Raw genomic sequence first — 14,719 nt, 5'->3', positions numbered from 1 at the left:
CCATCCATAACGGCAGGGAAATCGCCATTGTTAATTCTGAAAACAGGAGCATGGAATAAAATATGCGCCAAACCATGATAGTTACTCTTCTCATCGGCTCGTTGATAATATCGAGCGCCTGGGCAGGCAGGCTTTCCACTCAGATAGTGCAGAAAATCGCATCAACCTCTCCCGACGATAAGATTCCGATTATCATCTCTTTGGAGCCATCATCGCTCCCATCGGCTCTGAAAATGGAAATTCAGAAACACGGTGGGACACTTGCCGAAAACCATAAGTACGGAATTGATCATTTGAAAAACAGAGCAGCGATGTCTCAGGCGGAAGTCACGCGCCTGCTGGAGCAAATGGAGAGCTCTGGTTTGGCCGCGAATATCAAGAATCACTGGATTATCAACGTAATTTCAGCTGAGGTGACCGCCTCCGAGATAGAAGGAATAGCCCGGCGGAGCGATGTTGCCGAAATTTTCCAATTGCCGGAGATTTCCACGCTGGAAACTGAGTCCTATTCCATCGATCCATTGACACCGAGCCACCCCGGGGTTGAATCAAACATCACAGCCGTGAAAGCCGATTTGGCCTGGAGCAAAGGGTACACCGGAAAAGGACGGATTATATGTTCGTTCGATACCGGTGTGCAGGGAAATCACCCGGCGCTGGCCAATAATTGGAAAGGTTTGGATGGTAACTGGGCGGCAGCCTGGTTTGACCCTATCGGGGGGCAGACGTTTCCACATGCCCTCCCTGTCGCCAATAGCGGTCATGGAACTCATACCATGGGGATTATGCTGGGGCATGATGATATTTCGGGAGACACGATTGGGGTAGCGCTTGATGCCAAATGGATTGCCGCCGGGGTGATCAATGTACTGGGCGCCTCCATCATCGATGCCTTCGAATGGGCGGCCGATCCCGATGGTAATCCCAATACTATCGATGATGTTCCCGATGTTATCAACCACAGTTGGGGACTTCTCAACAGCACTTATGGATGCGATGAATATTTCTGGCGGATGATCGACAATACCGAGGCGCTTGGTATTGTCAATATTTTTTCGGCCGGGAATTCCGGTCCCGGCGATAAGACGATCGCCAATCCCGCCAATCGCGCCTTAGATTCCCTCGATTGCTTTGCCGTCGGCAATATCAATCATATTACCGATACCATTTACAGTAATTCCTCGCGCGGCCCCTCCGACTGTGATGGAATTTCGATTAAGCCGAATTTGGTGGCACCGGGGGTAAGTATCCGCTCATCGCTACCCCCCTCGACCTATGGCTTTATGGGTGGCACCTCTATGTCCGCACCGCACGTCGCCGGGGCGGTGGCGATCTTGCGCGAGAAAGCCCCCAACACCACCGTCGATGAAATCAAAGAGGCCCTTTTGAAAGGATGCCGTCACATTGGGGACCCATACCCCAATAATACCTATGGCTGGGGAACGCTCGATATTGCCGCCGCCCTTGATTCGCTGGTGGTCCCGGGAAATCCGGAATTGAGAGTTTATTCTTTTGATTACCCGCCGCTCAATTCCGGCGATACGGCCCGGGGATATGTAACAATTATGAATCTGGGCGGCGCTCTGAACGGAGTCAATGGTGAGGTCAGTGGGAGTCATCCTGCGGTAACAGCTTTGACTTTCAATCTCAATTTCGGCAATGTGGGGGCCGGCGACACGGCGAAAAGCGATATTCCTTTTAAGGCTGTTATTAGCGACACCGTCACCTCCGGCTCCATGCTGTACGTTGATCTCACTCTGTATGGAAATTCGGGATATACCCGGCCTATCAAATTGTATCTGCAGGTTGGCCAGGTGCCGAGAGCCGGATATTATACTCACAAGAACGACCTGCTCCGATTTACCGTCTCCAATCTGGGGCAGTATGGCTTTGCCAGCGGGAGTTTCTTTCCCCTCGGCTACAATGGATTCCGATATATTGATACCCTGCGTAACGATCTTTTTGAGGGTGCCTTGATGTTTGCGATAGATTCAGCGCATGTTTCGGATGGCGCCCGCAATATTATCGAGGAACCGGATAATGATTTTGCGGTTGCTCCGGGCGGGGACCTGGTTGTGTCGGCGCCGGGAGGACGGGCCAACCAGGAAACATTCGCGGTGCTTGATGACAGCAAGGCGGAGAATCCGATTGGACTTGAAATCGAGCAGAAAACTTACAGCTGGGATGATGCCGCCGACAATAACTTTGTTATTCTGGAATATTCTTTTAAGAATGTCTCGGAAAACCCAATTTCCGGCCTTTATGCCGGTCTTTTCTTTGACTGGGACCTGCCCGAAGATCTCAATTACAACTGGGGTGGGTACTCCGCACCCGATAATTTGGGCTATATGTACTATTCCGGAACCAGTGACACGCGATTCCGCGGCCTATCAGTCATCAATTCCGAGGGTACCGCGGCCTATCGTCTTCGCCGTAATCCGATCTCGGCCCCTTATCTCTATTTCGGCGAGGATGAAAAATACGATCTGCTTTCCTCGGGGTTAAAGGATACTCTGGCTTATGGCGATCTGGCACAGATTATATCCACCGGGCCGTTTTCTCTGGCAGCGGGGCAATCGGATACGGCCGTCTTTGTGGTCTTAGGCGCCGACAGTCTGATTCAGATTAAGGCAACGGCTCAGCAGGCGCTCACCAGATACCAGATTGCGACCGATGTCACCGAAACGAAGCATGACAAAGTCCCAAGGGAGTTTTTCCTGGGGCAGAATTTCCCCAATCCATTCAATCCCAACACCCTTATCTCGTTTGGACTCAACGCCAAAGAAAGAGTGAAACTCTCCATTTATAATATCCTCGGGGAACGGGTGATCGACTTGGTTGACCGGACATTACCCGCCGGCCGCTATCAAGCGATCTGGGATGGCCGCGACCATGCCGGCGAAGCGGTCGGAAGCGGCATTTACTTTTACCGGCTGTCGGCGGGGGAGAGAAGCCTGGCCCGGAAAATGGTCATGATAAAGTAGGGGTGCCCGGGAATCATTGGCCCTGAGGCGGGATTATTTGACTTGACAGAAGCGCGGAAATTGTTATACTGACAGCCGCGAAAAGACCTGCGTCCCCATCGTCTAGCCCGGTCTAGGACACTGCCCTTTCACGGCGGCAACAGGGGTTCGAATCCCCTTGGGGACGCCAATTAATTGTGTGACAATAAGTTAGAAACAGCGTTATATAGAGTTATTCTATCCATTATTCCCCGTCAAAAGATGTAACTACAATTCGGATAAGGCTTTACGATTTTATTCAAGGCGCGCAGCCCGAGAAATAATGTTGCCGCGCAAATCATTGTTTCTCTTGATATTACACTTTTTCATTGGAATATAATGCACAATTCCCCTTTGGTCTCCCCTATATCACCGAATAACCCCGAATAACATGCAACGTTATTTGTCTCAGTTTGGTCACAGTAGAAAAAGTGTTCTGTCGCCGAAAATACACCAGCATTTTTGAGATCGCCAGGCTGCGCAAACTGGTCCGCCGTAATATCTCATGGCGGTTCAATCTCTCTTGAAGTTATGATTACGACCTTTCTACTATCAAGTGGGGAAAAGAAAATTGACTTCGGCAAATACACGATGTACGATTGTTATTCGGAGGATCTTATGAACAAAAACAAACCATACAATGCTCTCCGTTGGACGGCAAGGATCTACGGGACGCTTGTTGTAGCATTACTTCTATATCTCACGTCAATCGAGTATATTGAAGAATTAAATGGCGGAGCATCACCATTAGCATCATTATTTACATTAATTCATGAGATAATGAAATATCCGCATATTTTTTTACCGTGGGTGATAGCAGGCGTGTGTCTTATTCTCGCCCAATGGAAAGAGGTATTAGGTGGAGGAATTTCTCTGATAAGTTCTGGAGTTCCATTATTAGTCTATTTACACTTGGTTTCCCTCGCCAATCAAATTCTCTTATTCCCATATCAATTGGTTCCATTCCCTCCATTTTATACCTGATATATTGGTGGAAAATGTTTCACTATAATAGAAAGAGCTCGAATAGGTGACGAAGACAATCCGACGGAAACGCTCAGGTCATACGACCGGAGAAAGGGAAGAAACCCCTTGACCGCGGCCCTTTCATAGATGACCAAATTGTGACGCTTTTTTACGGCCTCCATCAAGCTCATTGATAAGCTTCATCACCGCCAGTTCCTTGGCTTTTGCCTCAATCTCTACCGTGATTGGAAGTTCCAGCCATTCCGCCGGAAAATCGCCCGCGTCCACGAAATCGTAGTGCCGTTCCGGCGTTGGCCCTTTCCAGCCAAGGATCGGACTCGATATATGAAAGAGTGGCTCGCGATTCCAGGTAGTGATTGCCATCTCGGTCGCTTCCTTAATAGAGAAGCCATCGGGAAGACAACGATGGTGATGGACATCATACACCAGTGGGATTTGCTCTCGCCAACAGAGGGGGAGTAGATCGAGAGGGGTGTAGCACCTGTCATCATTCTCCAAAGTCAGGCGGTTTCGCACTTGTCTCGACAAGCGACTAATGCCAGAGGCAAGTCTGTCCAGTGCTGCTTCCTTGTCACCGTAGACTCCTCCGGCATGAACATTGATGACATCAGCGCCGACTAGTTCTGCCATTTCTCCATGATGCTCCAATTCGCCTAGCGAACTGGCCACAACTTCGGGCCTTGGGGAATTGAGAACAACAAACTGATCAGGGTGAAAGGTAGTTCTAATATCCTTGCGGCTCGCCAGGAGTCTGCATCTTTCCAGCACGGCGCGGATCTCACTGACGTCCGGGAGTTCATCGAGTGCGTAGCCGTGCCTTGGATGAGTGCGAAGCGGCATCAATCCACTCTGAATACGAAAAGAACCTATACCATGACTGCCGCAAAAGGCCAAAGCGTCTTGCAGAGACCGAGAATTGTGTAAGCAGATCTCTGACAGCTTAACCAAGACCTTCACTCGACTTATACCCACCAGAGAAGTAGCGGTCGTGGCCCGAAATCTTATCGGCTCCTCTCGAAAGATGCAACAAAGACCAAAGCGAATCACTATATCTTTCCTTGTACGGTATCTGAATCGATCGATAAGGACTCAGCCCTTTTGCTTATCGCTGCGGCAAGGCGCCGGAACACCAAGATGTGAATTGGATATATTCCATACCAATAGACAATGCCAAGTAATCCCCTCGGGTAGAAGCGGGCAGTTTGAGTTAGCATGCTGCTGGCCCGACCCGTTTCATGGACTGCGAATTCAAGCCAGGCCTTGCCGGGAAGCTTCATCTCTGCTCGGAGCAATATCCTCTTGTCCGGATCTAGTTCCTCAACTCGCCAGAAATCGAGCATGTCCCCAACAGACAACTCGCTGGGGTGACGTCGACCACGGCGCAACCCGACTCCTCCGAATAGTTCATCAATTAAACCGCGCAACTTCCAGAGAGAATCGGCGGCATACCAACCGTTTTCTCCACCGATTGAGCTGACCACGTGAAATAGCTTCTCGGCTGATGCCCTTACAGCCAATTGTCTCCGGTCAGTCAGAAGATGCGATGGCTCGATTCGGGAGATAACGGATTCGTCCTGCTCGAGTTGCTGATCGGATTGTTCTGAGAGAACAACCGAGAGCGCTCTTTTGACAGCCTGATCGAAGCCGATCGGTGCGATTTGGAAAAGCGTTTTGGCATCATCGTTTTCGCATATCGTTTCATGCCGGAGTCCCTCGATGAGCGCACGCGCTGGCTTGACCGGCACTGGTGTGACCAAGCCGACCCAGTAGGACGAAAGCCGGGGTGTTAGAACAGGTACCTTGATCAGCCACCGCCTCAATCCGAGCGCGCGAGCCACTCGCAACATCATCTCTCTATAGGTCAGAATCTCCGGTCCTCCAATATCTATTACCCTTCCGGTTGATTCGGGCGATGTAATGGCGGCCACCAAGTAGGCCATCACATCGTCGACTGATATAGGCTGTGTTCGGGTGACCACCCAGCGCGGGCATATCATTACGGGCAGCCGATTGGCCAAGTGGTGGATCATCTCAAACGAAAGGCTGCCTGCTCCCAAAATAACTGCGGCTCGAAATTCAGTCACTGGAACACCTGACTCCCGCAAGACATCACCAACCTCGTGCCGACTCCTTAGGTGCGGAGACTGCTCCTCGCACCTTTTTCCCAAACCGCCTAAGTAGATAATACGATCGACTCCGAAACGCCTGGCAGCGTCCCCGACATTCCGGGCGGCTTGACGATCAAGTTTGGCAAAATCGCCCGTTGGGTTGGACATCGAGTGAACGAGGTAATAAACAACGCTTACCTGCTGAAACGCGAGGTTCAACGAAGTAGCGTCAAGAACATCCCCTTCCTTCACTTCGACCGAGCAAGACCAGGCATACGCTGCAATTCGGTTTCGGTCACGAACGAGACATCTGACGCGATATCCCTGCTTAAGGAGCAGAGGTACCAGCTTAGAGCCAATGTAACCGCTCGAACCAATAACCAGTATGCATGTGCCTGTCTCGTGTGATTGTTTCGCCAACTCCATCTCCTACTGACCTCTCCAACTCGAGCTTCTGCCAAGCTGACTGCCTGGTCCCAAGATACTGACTATTTTCCCCTCGACCTAACGAAATGAGGCGATAACAAAACGATAGAACGCCGAAGATCAGTGTCTATCTCCGGCGTTCAGTTGTCGAGTCCAGGTGTCCGCTCAATGCTATTTACGGAATCAGAACTCCGTCGATAATGTGAAGGACACCGTTTCGGGCCGCAATGTCGACGAAGAGGACGTTGGCGTTGTTTATCTTGACGCCTCCGTTCACCACAGAAATGCTCACCTTATTGCCATTGGCCATCGTGGCCTCTGTCAATTTGACAACGTCAGCCGCTTTCACAACACCGGGAGTCACATGGTACAGCAAAATGTTGCTCAGGGTCGCAGGGTCTTTGAGCAGTGCCTCAACCGTGCCGGCCGGAAGGGCAGCAAACGCCTGTTCGGTCGGTCCAAACAGAGTGAACGGTCCGTTATACATCAGCGTGCTCTGAAGTCCGGCCGCCTTAACTGCCGTGGTCAGAGTCGGAAGACCGGCCAGGCGTGAAACCGTGTACAGGGAAAGGTACTTGGTCAGCCAATTCAACTCACCGTTTCTGATGGCCCGGGCAACCCAGCCGCTACCAAGCGAAGCACTTGATTTGAGAGCGTTTGGGCGGGCCGCTCCAGAAAATCCGGGAATCAGGACGGCATCAATCACATGAATAACACCGTTGGTAGCTTTGATATCGGTCACCATGACCAGGGCATTGTCAACCTTTACCTTGCCGTCGCTGGTCAAGGTAATTGTCAGACTTGCGCCATTGAGAGTCTCAGCACTTGAGAGTTTCACAACCTGGTCCGAAGTGACGGCGCCCGGAACAACATGGTAAGTGAGGATAGCCGTGAGGGCATCCTTATCAGCCAGCAGAGCTTCCACGGTGCCGGCCGGAAGCTTGGCAAACGCCTCATCGGTAGGCGCAAAGACTGTGAGCGGGCCAGCGCCCTTCAAAGCGTCAACCAGATCAGCCGCTTCAGCCGCAGCCAATAGAGTTGTGAAATTGCCGGCCGCCTTCGCGGTTTCGACTATATCCAATTTCGGCTCGGGGGAACCACTATTGATCGGGTTCTTGTCATTGTCACTGCAGCCGACCATACCGATCGCCAGTACGGCCATGAGGGCCATCATCAGTTTGAACTTCTTGGTAAGCATTTCCTATTTCCTTTCTCGGTTTGTTTCTGTTGTCACTATTTGCTGTATTAGATCACCTTAGCGCGGGAGCATCACACTATCGATAACGTGAATCACGCCATTCGAAGTCATGATGTCTGCTTTGATAACCTTGGCGTTGTCAATCATAACGCCGTCTTTGCCGGCGACAATCTTGAAGCTTTGACCATTTACAGTCTTAGCTTCGGTCAACTTCACGGCATCGGCGGCCGTCACCTGGCCCGACACCACGTGATAAGTCAGAATCGAAGCCAGCTTCTCTTTGTCCTTAAGCAAGGCGTCGACTGTGCCTGCGGGCAGCTTGGCGAACGCTTCGTCGGTCGGAGCAAACACGGTGAATGGGCCGTTTCCTGAGAGAGTTTCGGCCAGTCCTGCTGCCTGTACGGCCGCGACGAGGGTCTTGAATGATCCGGCCGAAATGGCCGTTTGTACGATGTTATTCATTTTGATATTCCTTCAGTTTCTTTATGTTTTCTATTTATTGATTCGGGCCGTCCGCGTTATGCGAGCGATCCCAAATCCTGCTGTCAGTTCTCTACTTTGAAGCCTCTTCCTTAGGGAGAATCACATTATCGATAACGTGAATCACCCCGTTCGAAGCTACGATGTCGGTCTTGACTACCTTGGCGTTGTCAATCATGACACTGTCTTTTCCGGCGATGATTTTGAAGCTTTGTCCGTTGACGGTCTTGGCCTCGGTCAGTTTGACAGCGTCAGCGGCCATCACTTTGCCGGCCACAACGTGATAGGTAAGGATAGCGGTCAGTTTGGCCGTGTCCTTAAGCAGGGCTTCCACGGTACCGGCCGGGAGTTTGGCAAATGCTTCATCGGTGGGCGCAAAGACCGTGAAGGGCCCCTTACCCTTTAAGGTCTCTTCCAGACCCGCCGCTTTGACTGCAGTTATGAGCGTCTTGAAACTGCCGGCGGCGGCAGCCGTCTCGACTATGTCCATCTGTTTGGCGGCGACTTTCTTGCCAGCATCCTTCTTGTCTCCAGCATTTATAGAAACTGCCGTCGCGACGCACGACATGGCTATGATCCCAAAGACCGCGAGACTCTTGATTGTCGTTTTCATTATGTCTAGTTTCTCCATTTGTTTATGACGTTTCAGTATTTTCCATTTCTTCCGAGTGAGACTCTCGCTTAGGCTCGACCAGCCTAAACGGCCCAGCGACGCTGGATCGCCTTCCACTGAATCACCTGGTACAGGGCACAGAGACCCACGACCGTGTAAACCAGCCGGCTCAGGATGGTGGCATCCCCAAGCAGCGTGGCAACCAGGTCAAAGCGCAGCAATCCCACCAGCCCCCAGTTCAAGCCACCCACAACAAGCAGCGTCGCTACGACTACATCCAATGATTTCATTTCTTTCTCCTTTGTATTGACTGTTTTCCGTTTCATCTATTCATCTTGTTCATTGTTTGTCTAATTCTTGACTAATTTAACCGTGCTGACACAAAAAGGTTCCCGAAAAGTCAAGAAAATCGTAGAAATCATATAAGCGACTGGTGCGCAATCTATTATGAGGTTTTCGCGGGTGGTATTGTCCTATACCCTGGAACAGCCATGACAGATTCTTGTTGTATAAACTGTATAGTTGATTATTATTTGTCTATATATAATGATTGAAATACAGGATTAAGCATACCGAATGACGAAGAGTTTACAAATCGCCGGGTTGGGCATTGAAGCTGCGGCGCAGCGTTCCGGGTTGAGTCAGCATCTGATTCGCATTTGGGAACGGCGCTATGCTGTTGTCCGACCCATTCGGACCGAATCCAATCGTCGGCTCTATTCGGAAGCTGATGTTGTCAGACTTGCACTTCTGAATCGAGCCGTCCACGCCGGGCATCGAATCAGCGATATTGCGACACTATCCACTCCCAAGCTTGAGCAACTGGTCGGCAAAGACTTCCCAAATACGACCGTATCTAGAGGTAAAGGCAAAGGAATGAGCCCCAATTTTGTTGAGCTCGCGCTAAATGCGATAAAGCAATTTGATTCCGAAGAACTGGGTGCGATTCTGTCACACGCTGAGGTAGACCTCGGTCAGGCACCGGCGCTTGATCAGGTTGTCATGCCGTTGATGGAAAAACTCGGAGAGATGTGGAAAGACGGAGACATTAGAATTGCCCACGAGCATATGGCTACGGCCGTAATAAGGAATCATGTCGGCTCATTACTCGCGTCCATGCGGTATCCGGCAAATGCACCTTCCATCGTTGTTGCCACGCCGGCCGGGCAACTGCACGAAGTCGGTGCACTAGTCGTATCGGTTGGCGCCGCCCTGGAGGGTTGGCGCCCCGTCTATCTTGGACCGAATCTGCCGGCCGATGAAATTGCCGGTGCCGTCCAGAAATCCAATGCCCGCGTTGTCGCCTTAAGCCTGGTGTTCCCTTCCGATGATCCCAAACTCCCGGCAGAGCTGAATCGACTCAGGCGCTTACTATCGGATAAAGTTTCTTTGCTGATAGGCGGGCGCGCAGCCGAGGCATACGGAAATGCAATCGATTCCGTCCACGCCTTCCGTATGACGGATATTGGTACCTTCCGACGTCAGTTGGATTTGTTGCGGTCCGGCAAAACAACGCATTCAGTCCAAAAGTCGAAAGGGGGCCAATAATTTCCGCAGAAAACCGTCGGTTGGAGAATTTCGATTGAAAAGGCACAAAGATAAAGGAAAGATCAATGATAACTGTTATGACTAGAACGCCAGCGATTCTCTTGGTGGTGCTACTGATTGGGCCAGTCTTTCCGGCAGCGGCTCAGGCAAGGTGGCAAGTTGACCTCGAAACTGGACTGGCTGTCAGTGGTTACAATAATGTGCGAATCCCAGGGAGTACCGGAACGAAGTTTTCGCTTTCGCGCGATCTTGATATCGACCAAACCGTATTCTGGCGGGCACGATTTTCCCGCATGTTTGGCGACAAACACAGTCTGTCCTTATTGATCGCACCCCTAACCTTCAACGCGGAAGGCAGACTGGAGAAGGACCTCAAGTTCGCAGGAGGTGAATTTGCCGCCAACACGTTTGTGAAAGCGAAGTACAGATTCGATTCGTATCGGCTGACGTATCGCTACGATTTCTATCGTCGCGATAGATTGCGCCTTGGAATCGGTCTCACTGGTAAGATCAGAGATGCCGCGATTAGCGTCGAAGGCGGGGGCCAGAGATCTGAGAAGACCAATACCGGTTTCGTGCCGCTGATCAACTTCCGAGCCCAGTGGACGATAAGTTCACACTTTGGAGCTCTTCTTGAAGGCGACGCCTTGGCCGCACCACAAGGACGGGCGGAGGATGTTCTCTTGGTACTCACTACAAGCACCTCCAAGAATCTGCAATTCAAGATTGGTTATCGTCTTCTTGAAGGGGGAGCTGACAACGATGAGGTTTACACCTTTGCACTGGTGAATTATTTGGTGTTAGGCGCGGTCTGGAGATTCTGATAGACAATGATGAAGACGCCGACTTTGGTGTGTCGATGAAAGGTCCGCAAATGCTGGCGATCGGAGCAAGAAGAATATGATAAAACTTCCTGAAACGTCCGGAATGAGGCCCGCGAGTCAGATCATCGCCCTGTTAGCATGGGTGGGGCTCTGTTTTCTTACGGCTTGGATTGGTTCGAGATTCACACCCGGTGAGTCGTATCTTCAACTCCAGAAGCCATCATGGACGCCCCCAGGGTATCTCTTCGGACCGGTATGGTCAATACTCTATTTGAGCATGGGCGTTGCTGCGTGGTTAGTTTGGAGACGAGCAGGATTTTCTGGGGCGCGCCTCGCCCTGACATTGTTCATAGTGCAACTTGTGCTTAACGGAATGTGGTCATGGATATTCTTCGGTATGCAGAGGCCGGGATTGGCGTTTGCAGAAATCTTGGTGTTATGGTCGATGATACTTGTAACTATGATAGCCTTCTGGCGAGTGAGTATTACCGCTGGCATGTTTTTCTTACCGTATCTTGCTTGGGTATCATTCGCCGCGATCCTGAATTTCTTTATCTGGCGGATGAATAAAGGCGGTTGATGGTTAGCACATACGGTCCTTCAGCTATCAGGGTTGGCCCTGGCCTTGCAAAGTGCGGAAGAGACAGGGGGGACGCAGTGATCCGGCGGAACCCTCCCGGACTCCGACCGCTTTCAGATACTGACAGCCATGTTTCTTGTTAAGACCATAAAGCAGGTAAAGAGGCTGATGATAGCAGTGATCGGTTTCACGGTGCTCGCTATTGGCCTGGTCCTCATTGTACTCCTGGGTCCGGCCATTCTCGTCATTCCGGCCGGTCTGGCCATTCTTTCACTCGAATTCGCTTGGGCCAGGAATCTGCTGAGACGAATGAAAGAGAAACTGAGTAGAAAGCATAGCACTACGTTACCTGACAACACCATCGATAGATAGGGATTCTGATGGTCACGCAGCACTGAGTCTGCAAGACGACGGTCGTTCCTAACCGATCGGCAACGGTAACTACATCGCCATGCCGGATGTCACGGGGCGATGCATTTCTACTCAAGTCTTGTGATTGAGGTCGCCGATAGTTTCAGTTGTTTCTGACCCCTTGCGAGGCCAGATGATAGAAGCTGCGATCGACCCTGCAATAATCAGGCCGACCACTCCCAGCGATATTCCTATTGGGATATTGTAGATGTCAGACAGTACCATCTTGACTCCGACAAAAACCAGGATCGCTGAGAGGCCGTAGTGCAGATGGTGAAATAACTGCATGACGCCTGCCAGAGCAAAATAGAGTGACCGCAGGCCCAATATGGCAAACACATTCGCCGTGAACACAATATATGGGTCTTTGGTCACTGCAAATATGGCCGGAATCGAATCTACCGCAAAGATTATGTCGCTCGACTCGATTAGGATCAGAACTACAAACAGAGGTGTGGCCAGCCATTTGCCCCCCTCGCGGACAAAGAAGTGCTTACCCTGGTAGCCGGCGGTAACGGCGACCATTCTCCGAAACAGTCGCAAGATAGGATTTTTTTCGGGATGGATCTGCTTGTCTTTGACCCAAGCCATCTTGATACCGGTAAAGACCAAAAACGCCCCGAAGAGGTAGATGATGGCATGAAACTTCGCAATCAAAAGAGCGCCGAGCGCGATGAAGATGGCGCGGAAAATCAGCGCACCGATGATCCCCCAGAACAAGACTCGATGCTGATATTGTGCGGCCACATTGAAGTACGAGAAAATTAGGAGGAAAACGAATACATTGTCGATACTAAGCGACTTCTCGATAAGGTAGCCGGTAAGAAACTCCAACGCCGCCCCCGTACCACGGCCAGGCAAAACAGTCTCATATCGATAGTAGACAAAGGCCATGAATGCCAGTGCCAGAACGATCCAGACAGCAGTCCAGATAAACGATTCGCGAACGGTCACAACGTGGTCATGCCGATGGAAAACCCCCAGGTCCAGTGCCAGCATTCCGAGCACGAATACGATAAACCCGCCGTAAAGCAGGGTCTGATTCTGCAGGTAGACTTCCATTACTCCAGAAATATAGTATCACACTTGCGATTCATGAAATCAAAATCTTGGCATTCCCTTAAGATGCTGCCTGACAGGCATTTATATGATCCACGTCCCGCGAAAGGATTATCACGAAGTCGGTAAGCCCATTGGCGTTTTTGTAGCGTGTTCGCCACGTCCGCTAGAACGCGCCGCTATGAACGAAAAAGCCGATCCAATTGCATCCACCGTTCTTATGGAGCTCATGGCGGAAATACCCTTTGCGCAGTAACCGGGAAGTCCGTTAAGATAGCCGTTGAATTGTCTCTCTGAAGCTGCTATATTACAAGTTAGATTATGGCAAGTATTGACAATCCACTATCTGGTGGCCGGATCGGTGAACCTGATGCTGAAAGCGAAAGCGCCCTTCCTGTAGAGTTACGGATCCGTCGTCTGGTCAAGGATCAGTTGTATGGCGTGTTGTGCACGCAGAGTGACGGACAACCCTACGGATCAATGGTAGCGTTTGCCTTCACCGAAGATCTCAAGCATGTCGTCTTTGGAACGCCCAAGGCTACCAAGAAGTACAAAATCCTGACGGCCTGCAGGAATGTTGCCCTCGTTGTGAACAATATGAACAGACACCCCAACGATCTGATGAAGGTTGAGGCTTTTACTGCAACCGGCAGAGCCAGCGAGATCACTCCGACTGAGCCAGCCACTCGGTGGGCTAATATGCTAGTGCAGAGACACCCCTACCTCGAAGCGTTCATTTTTTCGCCTTCAACAGCTTTGTTCGAAGTTGAAATAGGACGGTACTTCTTCGTCCGGTCGTTTCAAGATGTCATACAGTGGGAGCCTTCCACTGATGGTGTCCAGTGACAGAAGGAGCCATTCCGTGACCCTCGGTGCCCTACACCATGTTGAACTCTACGTCTCTGACTTGAACCGGTCGATTGCATTCTGGAGCTGGTTCCTTGAGAGCCTCGGCTATGAACTCTACCAGTCTTGGGAAAAGGGTCGAAGCTGGAGATTGGGCGACACCTATATCGTTCTTGTGCAGACGGAGCTTCGCTTTCTTGATGTGCCTTACCATCGCTGTCGTGTTGGCCTCAATCACCTGGCCTTTCACGCTCGTTCTCGAGAGCACGTCGACAATGTAACTGCCGAGTTGCGGCGGAGGGGAATTAGCATCCTCTATCAGGACCGGCATCCCCATGCCGGAGGCGATGACAACTATGCAGTTTTCTTTGAGGATCCCGACAGAATCAAAGTTGAACTAGTGTGGTGTCCCTAACGCTTCTTTACAGCGATCGATTTTTCGGAGGATCATATTTGCGTTTTTGGTCCAGCGAAAGACGGTCGGTTTCCGGTTATGGTCTCTGATATAGTCGTTGATGGCGGTGATTAGTTGTTTGACCGAGGTAAAGGTTCCACGGCGGATGCGCTTCTGCGTGATTTGCGAGAACCAACTTTCCACCAGATTGAGCCAGGAGCTTCCCGTAGGGGTGAAGTGCAA

At 51.0% G+C, this 14,719-nt stretch carries 15 protein-coding genes, 1 tRNA gene and 1 pseudogene; 9 read left to right on the top strand and 8 right to left on the bottom strand.

Annotated elements, in window-relative coordinates; all coding sequences use genetic code 11:
• Positions 1 to 62: 62 nt before the first annotated feature.
• From NT002_10695 to NT002_10685, 3 genes are all read left to right on the top strand, one after another.
• Positions 63 to 2,984, top strand: coding sequence for a S8 family serine peptidase (locus NT002_10695; protein ID MCX6829730.1), 2,922 nt, complete (start codon positions 63 to 65; stop codon positions 2,982 to 2,984).
• Positions 2,985 to 3,075: 91 nt separating this feature from the next.
• A tRNA-Glu gene (locus NT002_10690) sits at positions 3,076 to 3,153 on the top strand.
• A gap of 467 nt (positions 3,154 to 3,620) precedes the next feature.
• Entirely contained in the window at positions 3,621 to 3,986 is a 366-nt protein-coding gene (locus NT002_10685) for a hypothetical protein (GenBank protein ID MCX6829729.1), read from the top strand.
• 123 nt (positions 3,987 to 4,109) lie between these two features.
• Here NT002_10685 and uvsE read toward each other — a convergent pair whose 3' ends face one another.
• The 6 genes from uvsE to NT002_10655 form a co-directional block, all read right to left on the bottom strand.
• Positions 4,110 to 5,036: a UV DNA damage repair endonuclease UvsE gene (uvsE, locus tag NT002_10680; GenBank protein MCX6829728.1), complete on the bottom strand. Its 927-nt coding sequence runs from the start codon at positions 5,034 to 5,036 to the stop codon at positions 4,110 to 4,112.
• Complete coding sequence (locus tag NT002_10675) at positions 5,036 to 6,523, bottom strand: SDR family oxidoreductase (protein ID MCX6829727.1); 1,488 nt, start codon at positions 6,521 to 6,523, stop codon at positions 5,036 to 5,038. Before NT002_10675 ends, uvsE begins: the two co-directional genes overlap by 1 nt.
• 175 nt (positions 6,524 to 6,698) lie before the next feature.
• A complete protein-coding gene (locus tag NT002_10670) occupies positions 6,699 to 7,721 on the bottom strand; it encodes a fasciclin domain-containing protein (GenBank protein MCX6829726.1) in 1,023 nt (340 codons plus the stop codon).
• Positions 7,722 to 7,778: 57 nt separating this feature from the next.
• Positions 7,779 to 8,183 (bottom strand): fasciclin domain-containing protein, encoded by a 405-nt coding sequence (locus NT002_10665; protein MCX6829725.1) that lies wholly within the window; start codon positions 8,181 to 8,183, stop codon positions 7,779 to 7,781.
• 91 nt (positions 8,184 to 8,274) lie between these two features.
• Positions 8,275 to 8,691: a fasciclin domain-containing protein gene (locus NT002_10660; protein ID MCX6829724.1), complete on the bottom strand. Its 417-nt coding sequence runs from the start codon at positions 8,689 to 8,691 to the stop codon at positions 8,275 to 8,277.
• Between the two features lie 206 nt (positions 8,692 to 8,897).
• Positions 8,898 to 9,104, bottom strand: coding sequence for a DUF378 domain-containing protein (locus NT002_10655; protein MCX6829723.1), 207 nt, complete (start codon positions 9,102 to 9,104; stop codon positions 8,898 to 8,900).
• 286 nt (positions 9,105 to 9,390) lie between these two features.
• On the opposite strand from NT002_10655, the gene NT002_10650 reads away from it, so the two are divergent.
• The 4 genes from NT002_10650 (at position 9,391) to NT002_10635 (ending at position 12,138) form a co-directional block, all read left to right on the top strand.
• Complete coding sequence (locus NT002_10650) at positions 9,391 to 10,362, top strand: MerR family transcriptional regulator (GenBank protein ID MCX6829722.1); 972 nt, start codon at positions 9,391 to 9,393, stop codon at positions 10,360 to 10,362.
• Positions 10,363 to 10,439: 77 nt separating this feature from the next.
• A complete protein-coding gene (locus NT002_10645; protein MCX6829721.1) occupies positions 10,440 to 11,186 on the top strand; it encodes a hypothetical protein in 747 nt (248 codons plus the stop codon).
• A 103-nt stretch (positions 11,187 to 11,289) separates the two neighbouring features.
• Complete coding sequence (locus NT002_10640; protein ID MCX6829720.1) at positions 11,290 to 11,766, top strand: tryptophan-rich sensory protein; 477 nt, start codon at positions 11,290 to 11,292, stop codon at positions 11,764 to 11,766.
• A 129-nt stretch (positions 11,767 to 11,895) separates the two neighbouring features.
• Complete coding sequence (locus tag NT002_10635) at positions 11,896 to 12,138, top strand: PGPGW domain-containing protein (GenBank protein MCX6829719.1); 243 nt, start codon at positions 11,896 to 11,898, stop codon at positions 12,136 to 12,138.
• 111 nt (positions 12,139 to 12,249) lie between these two features.
• Here NT002_10635 and NT002_10630 read toward each other — a convergent pair whose 3' ends face one another.
• Positions 12,250 to 13,239 carry a TerC family protein gene (locus tag NT002_10630; protein MCX6829718.1) on the bottom strand — a complete coding sequence of 330 codons (990 nt, stop codon included), beginning with the start codon at positions 13,237 to 13,239 and terminating at the stop codon, positions 12,250 to 12,252.
• A gap of 318 nt (positions 13,240 to 13,557) precedes the next feature.
• Here NT002_10630 and NT002_10625 point away from each other — a divergent pair, with 318 nt between their 5' ends.
• Together NT002_10625 and NT002_10620 are read left to right on the top strand one after the other, a co-directional pair.
• Positions 13,558 to 14,082 carry a pyridoxamine 5'-phosphate oxidase family protein gene (locus NT002_10625; GenBank protein MCX6829717.1) on the top strand — a complete coding sequence of 175 codons (525 nt, stop codon included), beginning with the start codon at positions 13,558 to 13,560 and terminating at the stop codon, positions 14,080 to 14,082.
• A 16-nt stretch (positions 14,083 to 14,098) separates the two neighbouring features.
• Positions 14,099 to 14,497, top strand: coding sequence for a VOC family protein (locus tag NT002_10620; protein ID MCX6829716.1), 399 nt, complete (start codon positions 14,099 to 14,101; stop codon positions 14,495 to 14,497).
• Positions 14,498 to 14,608: 111 nt separating this feature from the next.
• On the opposite strand, the pseudogene NT002_10615 reads toward NT002_10620, so the two are convergent.
• A pseudogene (locus NT002_10615) lies at positions 14,609 to 14,719 on the bottom strand (transposase).

Source organism: Candidatus Zixiibacteriota bacterium (assembly GCA_026397505.1).
In the GTDB taxonomy this organism is placed as follows: domain Bacteria; phylum Zixibacteria; class MSB-5A5; order GN15; family PGXB01; genus JAPLUR01.
This window is presented reverse-complemented; position numbering and strand designations above follow the sequence as displayed.

Excerpts from the sequence above, each read along its gene's own strand:
- NT002_10695 (MCX6829730.1), top strand. The coding sequence starts at position 63 with ATGCGCCAAACCATGATAGTTACTCTTCTCATCGGCTCGTTGATAATA.
- NT002_10685 (MCX6829729.1), top strand. The coding sequence starts at position 3,621 with ATGAACAAAAACAAACCATACAATGCTCTCCGTTGGACGGCAAGGATC.
- NT002_10675 (MCX6829727.1), bottom strand. The coding sequence starts at position 6,523 with ATGGAGTTGGCGAAACAATCACACGAGACAGGCACATGCATACTGGTT.
- NT002_10670 (MCX6829726.1), bottom strand. The coding sequence starts at position 7,721 with ATGCTTACCAAGAAGTTCAAACTGATGATGGCCCTCATGGCCGTACTG.
- NT002_10665 (MCX6829725.1), bottom strand. The coding sequence starts at position 8,183 with ATGAATAACATCGTACAAACGGCCATTTCGGCCGGATCATTCAAGACC.
- NT002_10660 (MCX6829724.1), bottom strand. The coding sequence starts at position 8,691 with ATGGACATAGTCGAGACGGCTGCCGCCGCCGGCAGTTTCAAGACGCTC.
- NT002_10655 (MCX6829723.1), bottom strand. The coding sequence starts at position 9,104 with ATGAAATCATTGGATGTAGTCGTAGCGACGCTGCTTGTTGTGGGTGGC.
- NT002_10650 (MCX6829722.1), top strand. The coding sequence starts at position 9,391 with ATGACGAAGAGTTTACAAATCGCCGGGTTGGGCATTGAAGCTGCGGCG.
- NT002_10645 (MCX6829721.1), top strand. The coding sequence starts at position 10,440 with ATGACTAGAACGCCAGCGATTCTCTTGGTGGTGCTACTGATTGGGCCA.
- NT002_10640 (MCX6829720.1), top strand. The coding sequence starts at position 11,290 with ATGAGGCCCGCGAGTCAGATCATCGCCCTGTTAGCATGGGTGGGGCTC.
- NT002_10635 (MCX6829719.1), top strand. The coding sequence starts at position 11,896 with ATGTTTCTTGTTAAGACCATAAAGCAGGTAAAGAGGCTGATGATAGCA.
- NT002_10630 (MCX6829718.1), bottom strand. The coding sequence starts at position 13,239 with ATGGAAGTCTACCTGCAGAATCAGACCCTGCTTTACGGCGGGTTTATC.
- NT002_10625 (MCX6829717.1), top strand. The coding sequence starts at position 13,558 with ATGGCAAGTATTGACAATCCACTATCTGGTGGCCGGATCGGTGAACCT.